The sequence below is a fragment of the Corynebacterium sp. KPL1995 genome, from assembly GCF_000477935.1.
In the GTDB taxonomy this organism is placed as follows: domain Bacteria; phylum Actinomycetota; class Actinomycetes; order Mycobacteriales; family Mycobacteriaceae; genus Corynebacterium; species Corynebacterium pseudodiphtheriticum.
In genome coordinates this window covers 1,607,905-1,626,355 of the sequence record NZ_KI515715.1, presented here as the reverse complement: position 1 = coordinate 1,626,355, position 18,451 = coordinate 1,607,905, and the positions used below count along the sequence as shown (strand labels likewise).

The window sequence follows — 18,451 nt, the reverse complement described above, 5'->3', positions numbered from 1 at the left end:
CACCCTTTGGAGCGTATGATTTGGTTTTCGACCGTGTTTAGGCACCCTAGGAATATTCAGTCTGAACGTTGGCTAGGCATAAGGGCTAGCCGCCATATAGGTACCATCCGATAACGCACTGATATAGAAATCTGAAAACAACGATGGCGCTTGTTTCTGAAGCAACCGCAGACACTCGACCGCCAGACTGCGCATTTCCACGTCCGCGTGCTCACTCGCGCGTGCACCAATAAAGTGCCGCCACGTGCGGTAATTTCCCGTCACCACAATGCGCGATTCCGTCGCATTTGGTAACACAGCACGCGCTGCTTGCCGAGCCTGTTTTTTGCGTAACAAGGCATTTGGCTCGCCGGAAAGTCTTTCTTCCAGAGCAGCAAGCAACTCGTTGTAGATAAATCGAGAATCATCTACTGCTTGTTCCACTAAACGAGATAATTCCTCATCCCCCGCAACCGCATCCGGCATAACGAATTGTGCGTCTCCCGAATGCACAAACCGCTGCGAGAGCTGGCTAAAAGAAAAGTGCCGATGCCGAACAAGTTCATGGCTCACTGAGCGCGAAATCCCACGAATATACAGTGTCGCGGTGGCGTGTTCCAGTAGCGCGGTGTGCCCTACTTCCATGATGTGGTGCAAATAAGCATCATTAGCAGCGGTATGTGGGTTTGGCTTCGCGAACGTTTCATAACATGCACGACCAGCGAATTCCACTAGAGATTCAGCATCCGTTGCAGAAGAGTCTGCTTGCCAATTTATCTCTGGATCCTGTGGGGGAAAAAATTGAGTAGCAGCGAGAAGATCTACTTTCAGGTTCTTAGATGTGGCCATGTGCTAATTCAGGCCCAGGAATTTCTCCAGGCCCACAGTCAGACCTGGGTGATCTTTAATCTGACGAACACCAGTAAATACGCCTGGAACGAAGGATGTCCGATCATAGGAATCTTGTCGAATTGTCAACGATTGGCCTTGCGCACCAAAGATCACTTCTTCGTGTGCCACCATCCCACGGGTGCGCACTGCGTGGACTGGAACCCCATCAACGTTTGCTCCACGCGCGCCGTCGAGTGATTGCTCAGTAGCATCCGGCATCTCCGGCATGTTCGCTTGCCGTCTCGCATGAGCAATGCCTTGCGCGGTATGAATCGCGGTACCCGATGGTGCATCAAGTTTTGTTGGGTGGTGGTATTCCACAACTTCAGCGGTCTCAAAAAATTCAGCGGCCTGACGGGCAAAGTGCATCGTCAAAATAGCGGAGATTGCAAAATTCGGTGCAATTAACACGTGGCCAGCCCCATCCGCCTGAGCCCAATGCTTCACCTCTTCCAGACGCTCCTCGTCAAAACCCGTGGTCCCGACAACACAATGGATACCGCGTGCTAGGCAGAATTGTAAGTTCCCCATGACCACAGCTGGCTGGGTAAAATCAACGACGACTTCAGCCTGCTTTTCCACTAAAATGTCCAGACTGTCATCTCTATCGACAGCAGCAACTAGTTCCAGGTCATCGCTTCCGTCAATAGCTTCCACAATCGCACTGCCGACGCGGCCTCGTGCTCCTAATACTCCGACTTTAATGGTCATAAATCTTCCTTAGGTAGAACGCCCCATGATGAGAGCGCATATTTTTTAGCATGGCTTAGTGATCCGACTATCTCGTTACCTAATTGTATCGACTCTGTATTTAGTTTTCGCCGAATATTTGCGAGAGAAACGATAAACTAGAACCATGAAAACTCCTCGGACATTTCTCAGCTTGGCTGCCACCATTATCACTTCCGGATTGGTGTTAAGCGCATGCGCTACCGCTGACAATACGGATAATTCCGCGCAGCGGCCAACCAGCACCGTGACCTCGACCTCCCCACAGCCAGCAGAAACTACCGAAAACAAAACGACAACCAAAACAAACGACGCGCAAGATACATCCCGCACGACCGCTGCGCGTGGTCAAGAATCAGCTCAGCCAACAGGTGCGCAGATGCTTGGCACGCCTTCGATGGAAGACCGGCAGGACCTTCCTGACGGTCTTGGTGATTTAAGCCCCACGGATGTGCGCATCGGTACCCACCAAGGATTTGACCGGGTCGTATTCGAGTTCGCAGGTGTCGGCAAGCCAGGTTGGTTCACACACTACACAGACACCCCGGCACAACCTGGTTCCGGCTTTCCCGTGGAGTATCAAGGCAATACAGCTTTAAATATCGCTATAGAAGGCACCCCTGCCCCAATTGATCCACAAAAGCAAGCGCAATGGATCGATCTCAATGCAAGCTTCCCGGGCGCCGGGTCGGTTGCCGAAGTCAAATTAGCCGGAGCCTTCGAAGCTCAGTCTAAGTTCATCATTGGCTTAGATAAGCCACGACCCTATTCCGTTACCCGCCTGGAAAATCCAACGCGTGTGGTCGTAGATATCCAGAAATAGATATCCAATAACAGTTTTTAGTCCCCGCGCGGGCAAGCTCGGGGTAATAACAAAGGCAGCCTCCGACGGTGTAAATTACCGCTCGGAACGCTGCCTTTATTGTGACCGGTTTATACTGCACCGGCCACGACCGTGTGGAATTTAATCTTCCTCCACCGGCACCAGTGAGATCTTGCCTCGATCATCGATATCAGCGATCTCGACCTGCACCTTGTCTCCGACGTTAATTTCGTCTTCAACCTTTTCGATGCGACGACTACCGCCGATCTTGGAGATATGCATCAGACCATCACGGCCTGGCATTAGCGAAATAAACGCGCCGAAAGCTACAGTCTTCACGACGGTTCCCAAAAAACGCTCCCCAACCTTAGGAAGCTGTGGGTTCGCAATGGCGTTGATCTTTTCCACCGCGGCGTCTGCTTCCTCGCCGGTAGCCGCCGACACATAGACGGTGCCATCGTCTTCGATAGAGATTTCAGCACCAGTCTCGTCGTGGATGGCATTGATCGTCTTGCCCTTAGGGCCGATCAATTCACCAATCTTCGAAGGTGGGATGTTTACGGTGATCACCCGAGGTGCGGTATCAGCCAAGGCATCCGGTGAATCGATAACAACTGTCATCGTTTCTAGGATTGTCAGGCGTGCCTCGCGCGCCTGTTCCAAAGCCTCGGCCAATACGTCAGAAGGAATGCCATCGAGTTTGGTATCCAATTGCAGAGCCGTGATGTAATCCGGCGTACCAGCAACCTTAAAGTCCATGTCACCGAATGCATCTTCCACTCCCAAAATGTCAGTCAAGGTGACAAAGCGATCCTCACCATCGACTTCACCGGACACCAGGCCCATAGCAATACCAGCCACAGGTGCTTTCAAAGGGACACCAGCGTTGTACAGCGACAAGGTAGAAGCGCACACAGATCCCATGGAAGTCGAACCATTTGATCCCAACGCCTCAGAAACCTGGCGAATGGCATACGGAAAATCCTCGCGTGAAGGAATTACCGGCACAACCGCTCGCTCTGCAAGCGCTCCGTGACCAATTTCTCGGCGTTTCGGGGAGCCGACACGGCCGGTCTCACCAGTTGAGAATGGTGGGAAGTTGTAATGGTGCATGTATCGCTTAGATTCACCGGGGGTCAAAGAATCTACCCGCTGAACCATCTCCAGCATGTTCAACGTGGTAACCCCCAGGATCTGAGTTTCGCCACGCTCAAACAACGCAGAACCGTGTGCTCGAGGAATTAACTCGACTTCCACTTCCAAATCACGGATGTCAGTGGTGCGACGTCCATCTACACGGTAGCCATCACGCAAGATCTTTTCGCGGACAATCTCTTTTTGCAAGGCACTGTATGCAGCACGGATTTCCGACAACGCATCGTCATCGTCGATGTCATATTTTTCTTCGATATCGTCGGCGAGGTCTTCGTCCCACTCAGCAATGTAGTCATTGATAGCTTCGTCGCGGGCTTGTTTCTCACCAATCGATAGCAGCTTGTGCAGCTTCTTGCGAGCCTTCTTTGCGACTTCTTCAAAGACTTCGTCGGAATATTCCTTAAACAAGGGGAACTCCGCGGTTTCTTTCGCAACCTGCTTAGCCAATTCTGTTTGTGCCTGGCACAGTAGAGAGATAAAAGGCTTCGCTGCTTCCAGGCCCTGCGCGACAGTGGATTCGGTTGGAGCCGGCGCTCCCGCAGCCACACGGTCGGCTACCTGCACACCCGCGCCAGCTTCCACCATCATGATGGCCACATCATTGTTGGCAACTTTATTGCCTTTAGAATTTCGACGCCCCTTCTTCTGGCCGCCTTCTTTCTTCTCCACGATTCGGCCTGCCACAACCATCTCAAACAGCGCTTCCTGGTGCTGTTGATGGTTCGGGAAGGCAACCCACGCGCCTTCTGGGTGTTCATCGTCGGCCAGCAGAGCCATACGAACCGCTCCGACCGCACCAGAAACCGGTAATCCGGAAATCTGGGTAGCTGCCGAAGCTCCATTGATGGCCAGCACGTCGTAATATTCCCCCGGCGCTATCGACAGTACTGTGTTGACATTTTGTACCTCGTTGCGCAAACCTTTGACGAAAGTCGGACGCAGCGGACGGTCAATCAAGCGACAAGCCAAAATCGCCTCGGTAGATGGTCGACCTTCACGACGGAAGAAACTGCCCGGAATACGGCCCGCAGCATACATACGTTCTTCCACATCGACAGTCAGTGGGAAGAAATTTAGCCCCTCTTTCGGCTTGGAAGAGGCGGTCGTCGTCGACAAGATCATTGTCTCGTCATCCAAGTAGGTGGTCACCGAGCCATCTGCTTGGCGGGCAAGCTGCCCAGTTTCAAATCGGATGGTACGGGTTCCGAAGTCCCCGTTGTCGATGGTGGTTTCTACACCGTTGATTCCGACTTCTTCATCAATAAATTTTTGCACAGCCTGGTTGCTGCTCATACAAACTCCTTGCTCTTAAACGAGCTCGTTCCTGGTGACGATCATCGTAGCCGCCAAAAGATCTTTATCTCTTATAAAAGACCTATACCTATTTCGGAAATATTCCTGGCAGATTTTATAAGCCAGAATCAGTTTAGCATGAGACAGACCCGTGATACGCAAAAACCACCCTGCCCGGGAAGCCGGACGGGTGGTGATAAGCGTGCAGCCTAGGCTGTTTAACGACGAATTATCGACGCAGTCCCAAGCGAGAAATCAGGTCACGGTACCGGTTAATGTCTTTGCTCTGCAGGTACTTCAGCAAACCACGACGACGACCAACCAACAGCAACAGACCACGACGAGAGTGGTGATCGTGCTTGTGATCTTTCAGGTGCTCGGTCAGGTTGGTGATACGGTAGGTCAGCAGCGCGACCTGGGCTTCTGGGGAACCAGAGTCAGTCTCGTGAACGCCGTATTCCTTCAGGATCTCTTGCTTCTTTTCTGTAGAAAGAGCCATGCTTATCTCCTTATTTCAGTCCACACGAAAATTTATTTGCAACCACTGCGGACCATAGTCGCAAACCAGTCACTCATACTAGCCGCCAGGGCCACTAACGAGCAAATGGCGAGGTTGTGTTTGGCCAAACTCATAATCAAGACTGGCTATCGACACTAATCCCGCGAACCTCCTTGTAAAGCACGCTGCAAGAAAAACTCCCCCGCCACTGAATCATGATCAATAACTGAACTATCGCGCATCTCCAGGTCCTGTGCTAAGACCTCACGAACGCTGCAAACATCACGGGAAATAGCTTCCAGGAGTGCATCTAGACTGTCATATTTCTCCATCGATCGAATTCGATCAACGAAATAAACCGTGGCACCATAACCGTACAAATCCGCTTCTCGGTCCAATACAAAAGACTCCACGCTGCGCTCGTCATCGCCAAAAGTCGGGTTTGTGCCCACGGAAATAGCAGCAGCATAAGCCACCCCCGGAACCATATTCCCATTCACCGGGGAATTCGACCCCTCAACCACAAGCCAACCTGCATACACTCCATCAGCAGGAAGGGCTAGGTTTTCCGGAAAATACTGGTTCGCGGTAGGAAATCCAAGTTCTTTACCACCCCGCCCGGCTCCGCGCACAATCGGGCCATAGACGCTAAACGGCCGCCCCAATGCCCGACGTGCAGCAGCCACATTTCCGGCCATAAGATATTTGCGAACGGCTGTCGAACAAACCAAAATCTCACCGTCGGCAAGTGTCTTATCATGCAACAATTGCACCACGTCTACACCAATCCCACGCGCGGCACACAGCTGCCGCATGATTTCCGGCGTGCCAACGGCGTCTTTACCAAAAGTGAAATTCTCTCCGATTATCACGTGGCTGGCGTGCAGTTTGTTGACGAGCAACCGGTCGACGTATTCCTGCGGCGACCAACCCGCCATCTCGACGGTGAAATCAATCACCATCACATTATCGATGCCCATCTTCTCCACGACGGACATACGCTGATCAAAACTACTCAGTGCTAACGGAGCGCGTTCCGGTAAAAATACGCTAACCGGGTGCGGGTCGAAGGTAATCAGAACCGATTGCTGCCCAGTAGCTCGTGCTTTGCGCACCGCAGCAGAAATAAGCTCTTGATGTCCGCGGTGCACCCCATCAAAAACTCCGATGGTGATCACAGAGGATTCCACGCGTTCGGGGATCTCGTCCATACCCTGCCAAATATTCACCCTGCCAGCTTAAGGCATACACTGACTGCTATGAATTCAGCTACGGATTTTTCGCAGCCAGACCCACTAGACGGTTCCGGGTTAGTGGTCGTCGACAAGCCAGCGGGCATGACCTCACACGACGTCGTCGGCAAGTTACGCCGCATCTTCCGCACCAAAAAAGTCGGACACGCGGGAACTTTAGACCCCATGGCAACTGGAGTACTGGTCGCCGGGATTAGGCGTGGCACCAAGTTTCTAGCCCATATGGTGGCCGCGGATAAAACCTACCAAGCAACCATCCGGCTAGGTGCTGCTACCACTACTGACGATGCCGAGGGCGATTTTCTTCCCGCAACGACAATCGAAGACGGGCTGAACCAAGAACAGGTCAGTGTTCGTTTATCCGGCCTATCTGACGACGATATTGCAGCTGCAGTTGCTTCCTGGACCGGCACAGTCGAACAAGTCCCTGCGAAAGTCTCCGCCGTGAAAATTGCTGGTAAACGAGCCCACCAGCGGGTGCGCGAAGGCGAAGACGTAGAAATTCCCGCGCGCACTGTAACGATCAACCAATTTACTGTGCATTCCATACGACGCGGCAGTGACGACGAGATCGGTACTGCTTTTATTGATATTGCATGCACCGTGACATGTTCTTCCGGAACTTATATCCGAAGCCTGGCCAGAGATATCGGTTCAGACCTGGGCGTCGGTGGCCATCTGACGAAGCTACGCCGAACGCACGTTGGCCCTTATGGGCTCAGCGATGCGGCAACCCTCGACGAGCTGGCCGACAATCCACAGCTCAGCTTAAGCCTCGACGACGCTCTGCAACGGAGTTACCCCCACTGGCAGGTCACTGAACAACAAGCAATCGATCTATCCATGGGTAAACGTTTGCCCGCTTGCGGTCTGGACGGTGTAGTTGTGGCCATTGCCCCAAATGGGCGAGCGATAGCACTAGTCACCGAAACCACAGGAGCACGAGCCGAAATTAAAACCGTCTTCGTGGCACGTCCCAGTACTTTATAAGTTGATGACTCAGCAGTCCCGTCGTCTCAGTTTTTAGCGGTCTCATGTTCTCAGAGATGATTCGGTCACGGCTGCTGCAGTAAATACGAAGCCATCGTCAATCATCCACTTCCCAGTTATCAACGGCACCGGGGTCGGGCGTACCAGTAAATAGGCCACGAAGGTGCCGTCTTCGCGAAGATCAATTTCGGCTTGTTCGAAACCTAACCATCGCTGAGTCATCGGAAACCACGTCTTATACACGGTTTCTTTCGCACAAAAGATGATGCGATCCACACACGATATTCCGGTTGCTCGAAAACGCGAAATTTGTGGCTTTTCACTACCCCGTAGAATCAAATCCACAATATCCATTGGTAATTTTTCCGCTGGTTCAATATCGATTCCTAAGCTGTGTAACCGATGAGTCGGCGCCACAGCCGCCGCCCGCATACCAGAGGTATGCGACATGGACCCGCAAAACCCCTCCGGCCATAGCGGCATGCCTCGATTTCCCCGCAAAATAGGCTCGTTTCTGGAATACCCCAACTGCCGGAGCGCTTGATGAGCGCACCATCGAGCATCACCAAACTCAGCTTTGCGTTTTTCCACTGAATGTGAGACTAGCGATTGTTCCAACGGGTGCAACCTGTGAAAATTACTCAAGTCCCCCGCTGCATCGCTACGAACCGTAACGATTCGGGCGGAATCCGGCAACAAAAACTCATAATTTCTGGTCATACCCCATCGCTCCCCTTGCCACGACGTCGCGGCATCCGTAGCTCCGGGTGACTTTCACGGCACTGCTTGAATCCTACCCGCTGCGCAATCTGTCCACCGTTCGGATCAGCAACCAGTTCTAGCACTGGGCAGGGCCAAATTCTATTCTGATCGCTTCGGCCCCATTCCCGGGGATATCCCAACGAGACCTCATGGTGTTCCACGCCATCTAGTTCAAAGATTGCTGGCATATGCAAATGGCCGTAGACCACGGCCTTCGCGTTATAGCGCTGCGGCCAAGTGCGAGTATGCCGACTGCCGCACCACAACGCAAGTTCCGGCAACACCATACGCAACGTCGGTTCCTGTACCAAAGGCCAATGATTGACTAAGACTGTCGGCCCGTTAACACGTGATAGACGCGTAATAGAATAGGCCAACCGATCCCAGCACCATGCCCGGATATCGGCGAATGGTGCAATCGCGATTTCATCAGTCATCACTACGTTTTTCTGTGCAGCAAGCTCCAAAGCCTCTTCTACCCCAGTACCTGCTGGACGAAAACTGTAATCATACAGCGTAAATAGTGGCACAACGGTGGTATCACCGAACACAGGGAAAGTATCTTCCGGAGTCAAAACATCAATACTGCGACATATCTGCACCAAAGCATCATATTTGGCTCTTCCCCTATGCGCGTCCGTCGACCGAGAAAACAGCTCATGATTGCCGGGGACCCAAATCACCTGCGCAAACCGACTGCGCAGCTCGCTCAACACCGTAGAAATCAAATCTAGGCGCTCTGCGACGTCGCCTGCGACCAGCAACCAATCATCCGGATGTCGCGGGCTAATCTCATCGAGCCGCAGTCGGTTCGCACGCACCGCGGCATGCAAATCAGCTACTGCCCACAAAGTAGGCCGGGGATGGTTCATTCCGTCATGGCCCATTTCATCGAGTAGAAACGGTAAACCACCGCAGCTGTGCGAAACACGATAAATGCCAACAAACCGCACCAAATGCCAGCCAGTCCGCCGTCGACAAGGTATGCGATCCACACGCCAGGCAAGAACCCCAATAAGACTGCCCCAATCGTAATCGTGCGTAAAAACGCGACATCACCTGCACCAAGCAGTACGCCATCAATGGCAAATAGCACACCTCCCAGCACGATCATGATGATCAGCAGCCACCACGGAGTCATGATTGTCTCTAGCACTCCGGCATCCTCGGTAAATAATCGAGGTATCCACCCAGAAAACACGGCGAAAACTGTAGCTAGCCCCATCGCAAAAATTGTGGAGTACCAGATAATCTTTAAGCCTGTCCGCCGCGCCAACGCAACCGTGCGTCCGCCCAAAGCAGCACCAATGAGCGCTTGAGCGGCAATTGCTAATGAATCCAGCACCAATGTCAAAAAATTCCACAACTGCAGCATGATCTGGTGGGCTGCCAAAGCATTAGTGCCGAAACGTGCAGCCACACCTGCCGCAGATAAAAAGGCCACTTGAAAAGCCAGCGAACGCAAAATCAGATCGCGACCCAATACCAATTGCCGTGCAATCACTTGACCTCGTGGTGCCCAACTGCCCTTATGTGCACGAATCAAGCACAGCACAAAGCACGAGGCTGTCAGCCCCATGCCAAGCACATTCGCCCATGCTGAGCCCACCAGCCCGAAAGTGGAGACCAAAAATGGCAGGGCAAGTGCCCCCGGGATAACGCCTATTAAGGTGAAATAGAACGGCCACCGCGTGTTGTGGATGCCCCGCATCCAGCCGTTGCCTGCCATGATCACTAGGGTCAGTGGAATCGCACACGCCGATACTCGCAACCAGTTAGCCGTGGCCGCAGCTACCTCCGGATCGCCAGTCAACCACTGCGCAATCGTAGAACCAAATATCCACAATCCAATGGCCAACACCGCTCCCACTGCAAGTGCTACCCAGGTTGCTTGCACGCCTTCAGCTATCGCGGCAGATTTCTTACCCTGCCCGAATAACCGCGACGAGCGGGCGGTAGTGCCATACGACAGAAAAGTCAGCTGTGTTGTCAACATCGATTGCACAGTCGCCCCAGCACCAAGTGCTGCTAATTCGAAGCTGCCTAAACGACCAACAACCGCCGTATCAAGCAGCAAATACAACGGCATCGCGGCCAATACACCAAGCGCTGGGAGTGCGAGACCAAAGATACTGCGTGCAGTAACCTCACGATCTACGTCAGTTCTTTTATGCACGGCGTCGTTAAGTTCGGAACTGTTATTACCAGAAATTTTGGTCATGGACACTCACGTTCAATCACCCGAAAAAGCTGATTTAGTACTGCAAGGTTGGTTCCCCGCGCAGAAAAAGCTGCGGCGGGAACATGCCCTCCACCACCGAGCTGCATGGCAATCTGCGAACAATCAATTTCTCCTGAGCGCAATGAGATATTCCAGTAGCCTGGCGCCATTTCTTTGCACACGACTCCCAGGTTCGTGCCATCGAGCGAACGCACAAAATCAACTAGTTTTTCCACGGCAGATTGACTGTGGCTTGTAATGATGCGGTGTGGAACTTGCAAAATTGCCATGTTTACCGAACCAGCGGCTTTGATCTGCAGATTGGATAAAACCTCACCCGTCATCTGCAAATCGTCCGCAGCAGTAAGATCCACCAAATCTTCCGCTATTTGTTTGGTGTCCAGACCAAACTTCATCAATTCCGCGGCCATGGTATGCATTAAGGCACTGCCCCAACGGAAACTTCCAGTATCCGTCATCAACCCTGCATACAAACCATGCGCGATGGATTGATCAAGTTCTACTCCCAGGTGCGCGAACAACTCATAAAGAACCACGGTCGTTGATTCACGGCTTGCATCCACCAAGTTGATGCTTCCGTATCCGGGGTTTGTTGCGTGGTGATCGATGTTTATGGTGTGCCCAGTGAAATCTTCGAAACTGGAAGCAGCTGTACCTGTCCGGGAAAGCGACCCGCAGTCCACACTGATGAGTATGTCTGCCGGGGGTAACGTATCGACAGCACCGAAGAGCTCGACCCTATTTGCCTGCGGAATCGACAAAAGATTTTCCGGGATGCTTTTTTCTTGACCAACGAACATCCGCGAAGAAATGCCGAGTTGTCTTAATCCCAGGGAAAGCGCACAAGCCGACCCAATGGCATCAGCGTCAGGATTAACGTGAGCCAGGATATTTACCTGTCGAGCTTGCTTAATAAGGCTTGCAACCTGCGAATATATCATTATTCGGCACCTTTATTCTGCGCTATTATTCGGATTCTTTGTAGGGATCCGACTCACCTGCCGGGCGGGCCTGTTCACGCAATCTAGCCAGTTCTTCGTCACGAGCTTTTGCTTTCGCTAACAAGCCTTCCATATGTGCGGAAGCCTGTGGGACTTCGTCGAACTCGAACTCAAGGGTCGGTGTAAACCGTACTGAAAGCACATCACCAACGATTTTGCGCAGTTGTCCCCGGTGTCGGTGCAACGCCTGTGCCGCCTGCTCGAGATCAGGTTCTTCGCTGATATCGCGTCCGCGTACGGTGTAATACACCGTAGCGTTATGCAGGTCACCAGTTACCCGGGTATCCGTAACGGTGATGAGCTCCAACCGCGGGTCCTTAATCTGATGTTCCAAGGCACTTGCCACAATTTCTTGGATTCGCTTCGCAATTCGACCGGTACGCGCATTATCTGCCATGATCTAGCCACCTTTCACATAAATAAGTTTTAACTGCTGATATTTTAGCGCAGACGAAAAACACCCACCCGTTGCCGGTGAGGCAAATCGGGTGGGTGTGCTAGCCAGCATCATAAGTGAGCAATAGCGTGACAGTCAGGTTACTGCCCGCGATCGCTACTTGAACAGGTACTAGTCGCGTGGGACTTCTACCTCTTCGTAAGCCTGGATGATATCGCCAACCGCAATGTCTGGATACGACAGAGTCATACCGCATTCATAACCGGCCTTGATCTCAGTCATATCGTCCTTTTCGTGACGCAAAGACTCGATCGTGGCATTCGGCGCGATGACGTTACCGTCACGCAAGATGCGCGCCTTACCGTTACGCTTGACCGAGCCTTCGTTAACCATACAGCCGGCGATAAGGCCAACCGCGGAAGACTTGAACAGCGCACGGATTTCGGCTTCACCGGTATCGCGTTCTTCGTAAATCGGCTTGAGCATGCCTTTGAGGGCCTGCTCGATCTCTTCGATCGCGCGGTAAATAACGGTGTAGTACCGCACATCGACGCCTTCTTGGTTGGCAGCTTCTGTAGCTTTACCTTCTGCGCGGACATTGAATGCCACGATAACGGCATCCGAAGCAGCAGCCAAAGACACGTTGGTCTGTGTAACAGCACCAACACCACGGTCGATGATGTTCAGCTCGACTTCGTCGTCGATATCGATCTGCAGCAACGCATCTTCCAGGGCCTCGACAGAACCTGCGTTGTCGCCCTTCAAGATCAGGTTCAGCGTGCTGGTTTCCTTCAGCACCTTGTCCAAATCTTCCAGAGAAACGCGCTTCTTCGTCTTTGCCTGGATTGCAGAACGACGGCGGGCATCACGCTGCGCAGCAATCTGGCGCGCAACCCGGTCGTCTTCTACAACCAACAAGGAGTCACCTGCGCCTGGTACGCCATTAAGCCCCTGTACCTGCACCGGACGCGAAGGTCCAGCTTCTTCCACGTCATTTCCAAACTCGTCGACCATACGACGCACGCGGCCGTGAGCATCGCCGACAACGATGGAATCGCCAACATGCAAGGTACCGCGCTGGACAATCACAGTGGCAACAGGGCCACGTCCGCGGTCCAGGTTTGCCTCGATCGCCAGACCCTGTGCGTTCATGTCCGGATTCGCGGTCAGCTCCAGTGCTGCATCTGCAGTCAGAACTACCGCTTCCAGAAGTTCATCGATGTTCGTTCCCTGCCGGGCAGAGATATCGATGAACATGGTGTCTCCACCGTATTCTTCCGGAATAAGACCATATTCAGTCAGCTGACCACGGATCTTATCAGGTTGCGCTTCTGGCTTATCGATCTTATTCACTGCCACAACCACTGGAATGTCAGCGGCCTTGGCGTGGTTAATCGCCTCAATAGTCTGTGGCATCACGCCATCGTCGGCAGCAACCACCAAGATCGCCAGGTCAGTAGCTTTCGCACCACGAGCACGCATTTGAGTAAATGCCTCGTGACCTGGAGTATCCAGGAAGGTCAGAGTACGCTGTTTACCTTCGGCAGTGACCTCGGTCTGATAAGCGCCGATTCCCTGGGTAATACCGCCAGCTTCGCCCTCACCTTCGTTGGTCTTACGGATGGTATCCAACAATCTGGTCTTACCGTGATCGACGTGACCCATAACGGTAATGACTGGAGGGCGTTTCGCGAGATCTTCCTCGCCGCCTTCATCCTCGCCGAACTGCAGGTCAAACGACTCCAACAGCTCACGGTCTTCGTCTTCTGGCGAGACAACTTGCACTTCATAGTTGATCTCGGCAGCCAGCAACTGCAGGGTCTCTTCCGAAACCGTAGCCGTAGCTGTGACCATTTCACCCATGTTGAACAGAGCCTGGACCAAAGCAGCTGGATCGGCATTAATCTTTTCCGCAAAGTCCGATACCGATGCGCCACGGCGTAGGCGGATGGTCTTACCCTTACCGTCTGGCAAGCGCACACCACCAACTACGTTTGGTGCGTGCAGCTCCTCGTACTCCGCCTTCTTCTGGCGCTTAGACTTCTTACCACGACGTGGAGGACCACCTGGGCGACCGAATGCACCAGCGGTGCCGCCACGGCGACCACCACGACCACCGCGGAATCCACTTGGTGGACCACCACGACCCGGGCCACCACCTGGCGCGGCTTTTCCGCGTCCACGCCCGCCACCAGATTGCTTGTTCGGCATCGCCGCCGGACTTGGAGTTGCCGGCATCATAGCTGGGGTCGGACGACGTCCACCACCGCTACGTTCATTCGAAGAGCCGGAACGATTATCACGTGGCTTGGAACCGCCATCACGAGCGGGTTTGCCCTGCCCTTGTCCCGGCTTCGGGCCCTTCGACCCTCCAGGACGTGGCCCTGGTTTCGCACGGTCATCGCCAGCACCCGACGAGAATGGGTTGTTCGCCATCTTCGGCCGGCCACCTGGCTTCGGCATTGGCCGTGGCATCGAGTTTCCTGGGCTCGGCGCACCGGGTTTAGCCTGTCCCGGTTTTGGTTGACCTGGTTTAGCTTGCCCTGGTTTAGCGGCGCCTGGCTTAGGCGCATTGGCACCTGGCCGTGGTGCTGGACGCTTATCTGCACCCACGGAAGTTTGTTTCGATGAAGGTTGTGCTGCCGCCTGCTGGTTCTTCGCAAGCTTCGTAGGCCGCTGCTGCCCTGGCTTCGGTGCACGAGCAGCCTGTGCGCCAGACTTTGCTGGACGTTCTTGGCCTGGTTTTGGTGCTCCTGCGGTGCCTTGTGCAGGTTTCGGTTGCCCCGGTTTCGCAGCGCCAGGTTTCGGTGCAGCCGAAGGCGCTTTTTGGCCTGCACCAGGCTTGGCCTGGTTTTGTGGCTTCTGCGTAGCAGCTTGTGCTGCCTCGCCAGTTTCGTTAGATGCATTCTGCTCGTAGTGAGCGCGCATCTTCTTCACGACAGGCGGTTCAATTGTCGACGACGCTGTTTTGACAAATTCGCCTTTTTCTTTCAGCGTCGCTAGTAGTTCTTTACTGGTAATGCCGAGCTGTTTAGCAAGCTCATGCACTCGTAACTTTCCGGGCACTTGACTCCTCTGTTGTTTACTAGAGGCCCAAGAAACCCTTGTGACCCCTAGTGTGTGCTAGTGACTTTCATCGCTGATGCAACTTCATGGTTGAGCGCTCATCAGTGTCGGTCTTCCTTACATTCTCTAGTCGGTGAAGCGGCGCGGGCTTCCAGGTACGTCCGTACATGACCAGCATCCAGTTTCCTGGATGTTTTGAACGCACGCGCGAAAGCGCGACGTTGCAGCGCCTTTTCGAGTGCAGATAACTCCGGCGTGATCCATGCTCCGCGGCCAGGTAGACCGCGGCCAGGGTCCGCGAGAATGCGGTGGTGATCATTGGGGTCAATCACCATACGAAGCAGGTGAGCGTCGTCAAAGCGTTTGTGAGTAGCGATGCAGGTTCGAACTGGGTTCATACCTTTGCTCATCGCATCCCTTCGCTATATTGACACACGTACTCGCCTGCAGTCGCTCTGCACGCAATAGCCCAGTCTAATAGAAAGCAGGCAAAAGGTGAACTTGGCGAAGTAGTTAGCTATCTGTTCCCTCAGCCAAAGCGCTTGGAAATTCCGCTCCGCGGTATTCCACACCGTCACTGCTGACTACAGCTGCCGGAGTGCTGCCTACCTTTTCTTCGGGCAATCCTCCGACAAGTTCCTCGGCCTCTTGGGCATCCGCAGCAGCCTGCTGCACCCGGGCTCGAACCTGTTCCAGTGGCTCCAATTGTTCCTTATCGGAGTGAATATCAATTTTCCAGCCGGTCAAACGCGCAGCCAGGCGCGCATTTTGCCCCTCTTTACCGATGGCTAGCGACAGTTGATAATCCGGAACTACCACACGAGCTTGCTGCTCATGTTCGTCAAGCACCTCGGATTTCACAACTTTCGACGGCGCCAACGCGTTACCTACATACACGGCTGGATCTTCGGAATAACCGATAATGTCGATCTTTTCTCCACCCAACTCGCGCATGACATTATTCACACGCTGTCCACGCGGACCAATACATGCACCTTTCGGGTTTAAACCCTTGGCATTACCACGCACCGCAATTTTTGTCCGATGCCCAGCTTCGCGAGCAATAGAAAGGATCTCCACACTTCCATCGGCGACTTCCGGAACCTCAAGTTCAAACAGGCCGCGCACCAAATCAGGGTGGGTACGCGACAAGTTCACCTGCACATTGGTGTTTTGCCGGTTCACGCCAACGACATAGGCCTTGACGCGGTCACCGTGCTTTAGTTTTTCGCCGGGTACTTGTTCCGCAGGAAGCAAGATTCCGTCCTGGGCATCGATCTCAGTTCCTAGCTCAACGACGACAATGCCGCGCTCGTTTGCTCGTGCATCCGCCTGCACTACTCCAGAAACCACACGTCCTTCGGTCTCGGAATAAGTTTCAAAAGTGCGCCCGGCTTCCGCTTCTCGCAATTTCCGGACAATTGCGTTACGAACGGCAGGAGCACCGATACGAGAGAAATTAATTGGAGTGTCATCATATTCTGATTCCACTTCACCTGCAGCGTCAATCTCTTGCACGATCACCGTGGCCATACCTGTATTCGTGTCAATGTCGATGCGTGCACGGTCGGTCGGCCCGTCTACTCCTGCGGCCGCCGCCCGCGCACGATTGGCTTTACCGACTCCGGATAGATCTTCTTCCATTCCGCGGTATTCACGGTATGCGCCAAGCAATGCTCGGGCGATAGTTTCCAGCAATTCCTCAAACGGAATGCCTTTTTCAGTTTCAATGCTGCGTAATGCGTTGAGATCAATATTCACTTGTGATCGTCCTAGTCTGTGCTGTCCATCTCGGCTGTGCTTTGGTTATTGCTGCTGATCGTTTCATCATCTGCGTTCGGGTTTATCGCGAGCCGCTCCGATATTTCTACCCCACCAAAGGGTTGTCGCGTCAGTTCCAACTCTGCATGCGGCGGCTGCGAGAACTCAATTTCTACCACCGCGTGCACCGTTGGCGCTAATTCCAGGGCGACCGGGGTACGGCACGTTTTAGCGCTTGCCTGTCCGCCCCCTTTCTTAGCCCCAGAACCAGCTGGCCCAACACCCGATTGTTTTGTGGGCACCAGAATTACCGCAGTCTCGTCGTCGGCAAGCGCACCAATACGCCAGACCTCGGCCGTACCCTGCCCACTAAGCTGAATCGCTACCAAACGGTGCCGGTTGCGTCGCCAATGCCGCGGATGAGTCAGCGGCATATCCAACCCAGGAGTAGAAACCTCCAGAGTGTAGCCAGGGCCAAAGCTCATTTCTCCGGCTTCTTCGCGGGCATCGAGCTCCTCCCCAATTTGCTGTGAAAGTTGCTCCAACATATCTGAACCAGGCCGCTGATCTCCATCAAGGTAGACCCCAACCTGTGATTTTTTACCCGCGCGGGTAATTTTAATGTGCTCAATATCTAGTTGCTGCGCATGAGCAATCGGGCTAAGAACATCTTCTAATTGTCGCGTCGACGGGAATGCCATGCCCACTAGCCTAACCGTCAGCGGTAACCTATTTGCTGTGAACCCCAACAACCATCTCCGCAGCACCGGCATCGCAGCTTCGATTATCGCTGTGGGCCTAGCCCTGAGCGGTTGTAACTTCTCGCTCGATTCCATCGCAGAGAATTTTGGCCCCGAACCTGACTCTGCACTGGTCAAAATGGCATTCAGCGCCGAAGATGAAGCTGCGAACTTTGCCGAATCCCACCCGGGACTATCGGAATTACGCGCCGGTCAGGCTGGGGCGATATTCGAAGAAATTGCACGTATCTGTGGCCATTATCCCGATGGTACCTCCCCAACCACCTGCGAAATTGATCGTGCGCAACGCAGCAACTACGACGGAGAGCATGCCGTAGCAACCACCCCTGAACAGGCTTTGGACCAGTTTTTAGCAGCACTTGCCGACGCCCCGCAGCAGTCATATCCTCTGCTGATTGAACAAGCTGTCGCGCTCGCCGAAACCATAGGCGACCACGAAGCTACGGTGGAGTTGACCGCAGAAAAGCTGCCACTAGAACCGCCCTCTACTCCTGCCAACTGGGATGCGCTAGTGGATTGGGAATATCGTCTCGGTTATGGCTTGGAAATGGCGCGCGCCTTTAGCTCAGGTGAAGATGCACAACGCATCGACGAGGCTGCAGCGCAATCAGATGCTCGCTTAGCACTTTTGCGCCAGCATGGCATTGCCAAACCTGAACGTGCTCTGGCCTACAACACCGGAAATTTTCCTGAGGGGCTCAACGATACAAACACTCAGCAGTTCGTCACTCATGCACTGGAAGAGACCTCTCAACGCTGGAAACAGCAGGCTGTCGAGGCCACTGATGCTTCATGGCAGAAACTCGCCGTACTTTTTGCCGCCGAAACTAAAAGCAATCATGGTTAGAC

The 18,451-nt window shown here is 53.6% G+C and carries 16 protein-coding genes and 1 pseudogene; 3 read left to right on the top strand and 14 right to left on the bottom strand.

Features of this window, described 5'->3' with window-relative positions:
* Nucleotides 1–72: 72 nt before the first annotated feature.
* Together thyX and dapB are read right to left on the bottom strand one after the other, a co-directional pair.
* Entirely contained in the window at nucleotides 73–828 is a 756-nt protein-coding gene (gene thyX, locus HMPREF1292_RS07190) for an FAD-dependent thymidylate synthase (protein WP_023019339.1), read from the bottom strand.
* A 3-nt stretch (nucleotides 829–831) separates the two neighbouring features.
* Entirely contained in the window at nucleotides 832–1,581 is a 750-nt protein-coding gene (dapB, locus tag HMPREF1292_RS07185; RefSeq protein ID WP_021352647.1) for a 4-hydroxy-tetrahydrodipicolinate reductase, read from the bottom strand.
* 145 nt (nucleotides 1,582–1,726) lie between these two features.
* Between dapB and HMPREF1292_RS07180 the strand changes: the two genes are divergently transcribed.
* A complete protein-coding gene (locus HMPREF1292_RS07180; protein WP_023019338.1) occupies nucleotides 1,727–2,422 on the top strand; it encodes a hypothetical protein in 696 nt (231 codons plus the stop codon).
* 141 nt (nucleotides 2,423–2,563) lie between these two features.
* On the opposite strand, the gene HMPREF1292_RS07175 is transcribed toward HMPREF1292_RS07180, so the two are convergent.
* From HMPREF1292_RS07175 to HMPREF1292_RS07165, 3 genes are all read right to left on the bottom strand, one after another.
* Nucleotides 2,564–4,870 (bottom strand): polyribonucleotide nucleotidyltransferase, encoded by a 2,307-nt coding sequence (locus tag HMPREF1292_RS07175; protein WP_023019337.1) that lies wholly within the window; start codon nucleotides 4,868–4,870, stop codon nucleotides 2,564–2,566.
* Between the two features lie 229 nt (nucleotides 4,871–5,099).
* A complete protein-coding gene (gene rpsO, locus HMPREF1292_RS07170) occupies nucleotides 5,100–5,369 on the bottom strand; it encodes a 30S ribosomal protein S15 (protein WP_021352650.1) in 270 nt (89 codons plus the stop codon).
* Nucleotides 5,370–5,524: 155 nt separating this feature from the next.
* Complete coding sequence (locus tag HMPREF1292_RS07165) at nucleotides 5,525–6,598, bottom strand: bifunctional riboflavin kinase/FAD synthetase (RefSeq protein ID WP_024272723.1); 1,074 nt, start codon at nucleotides 6,596–6,598, stop codon at nucleotides 5,525–5,527.
* Between the two features lie 30 nt (nucleotides 6,599–6,628).
* Here HMPREF1292_RS07165 and truB point away from each other — a divergent pair, with 30 nt between their 5' ends.
* The gene (truB, locus tag HMPREF1292_RS07160) at nucleotides 6,629–7,612 is read left to right on the top strand and encodes a tRNA pseudouridine(55) synthase TruB (RefSeq protein WP_023019336.1); all 984 of its coding nucleotides are present in this window, start codon (nucleotides 6,629–6,631) and stop codon (nucleotides 7,610–7,612) included.
* 42 nt (nucleotides 7,613–7,654) lie between these two features.
* On the opposite strand, the gene HMPREF1292_RS07155 is transcribed toward truB, so the two are convergent.
* The 9 genes and pseudogenes from HMPREF1292_RS07155 to rimP all read right to left on the bottom strand — a co-directional run.
* Nucleotides 7,655–8,332: a 4'-phosphopantetheinyl transferase gene (locus HMPREF1292_RS07155; RefSeq protein ID WP_023019335.1), complete on the bottom strand. Its 678-nt coding sequence runs from the start codon at nucleotides 8,330–8,332 to the stop codon at nucleotides 7,655–7,657.
* Complete coding sequence (locus tag HMPREF1292_RS07150; protein ID WP_231892322.1) at nucleotides 8,329–9,261, bottom strand: metallophosphoesterase; 933 nt, start codon at nucleotides 9,259–9,261, stop codon at nucleotides 8,329–8,331. The genes HMPREF1292_RS07155 and HMPREF1292_RS07150 overlap by 4 nt, the downstream gene beginning before the upstream one ends.
* On the bottom strand, nucleotides 9,243–10,595 hold the full coding sequence (locus tag HMPREF1292_RS07145; RefSeq protein ID WP_023019334.1) for an MATE family efflux transporter: 1,353 nt from the start codon (nucleotides 10,593–10,595) through the stop codon (nucleotides 9,243–9,245). The genes HMPREF1292_RS07150 and HMPREF1292_RS07145 overlap by 19 nt, the downstream gene beginning before the upstream one ends.
* A complete protein-coding gene (locus HMPREF1292_RS07140; protein WP_023019333.1) occupies nucleotides 10,592–11,557 on the bottom strand; it encodes a bifunctional oligoribonuclease/PAP phosphatase NrnA in 966 nt (321 codons plus the stop codon). The genes HMPREF1292_RS07145 and HMPREF1292_RS07140 overlap by 4 nt, the downstream gene beginning before the upstream one ends.
* Before the next feature lie 25 nt (nucleotides 11,558–11,582).
* Nucleotides 11,583–12,014, bottom strand: coding sequence for a 30S ribosome-binding factor RbfA (rbfA, locus tag HMPREF1292_RS07135; protein WP_021352657.1), 432 nt, complete (start codon nucleotides 12,012–12,014; stop codon nucleotides 11,583–11,585).
* Between the two features lie 171 nt (nucleotides 12,015–12,185).
* Nucleotides 12,186–15,080: a translation initiation factor IF-2 gene (gene infB, locus HMPREF1292_RS07130; RefSeq protein ID WP_023019332.1), complete on the bottom strand. Its 2,895-nt coding sequence runs from the start codon at nucleotides 15,078–15,080 to the stop codon at nucleotides 12,186–12,188.
* 101 nt (nucleotides 15,081–15,181) lie between these two features.
* On the bottom strand, nucleotides 15,182–15,490 hold the full coding sequence (locus HMPREF1292_RS07125; protein WP_021352659.1) for a YlxR family protein: 309 nt from the start codon (nucleotides 15,488–15,490) through the stop codon (nucleotides 15,182–15,184).
* Nucleotides 15,491–15,593: 103 nt separating this feature from the next.
* A complete protein-coding gene (gene nusA, locus HMPREF1292_RS07120; protein ID WP_023019331.1) occupies nucleotides 15,594–16,841 on the bottom strand; it encodes a transcription termination factor NusA in 1,248 nt (415 codons plus the stop codon).
* Nucleotides 16,842–16,957: 116 nt separating this feature from the next.
* Nucleotides 16,958–17,542 (bottom strand): annotated as a pseudogene (gene rimP, locus HMPREF1292_RS07115) (ribosome maturation factor RimP); the annotation flags it as partial.
* A gap of 37 nt (nucleotides 17,543–17,579) precedes the next feature.
* On the opposite strand from rimP, the gene HMPREF1292_RS07110 reads away from it, so the two are divergent.
* Nucleotides 17,580–18,449: a hypothetical protein gene (locus tag HMPREF1292_RS07110; RefSeq protein WP_023019329.1), complete on the top strand. Its 870-nt coding sequence runs from the start codon at nucleotides 17,580–17,582 to the stop codon at nucleotides 18,447–18,449.
* Nucleotides 18,450–18,451 lie beyond the last annotated feature (2 nt).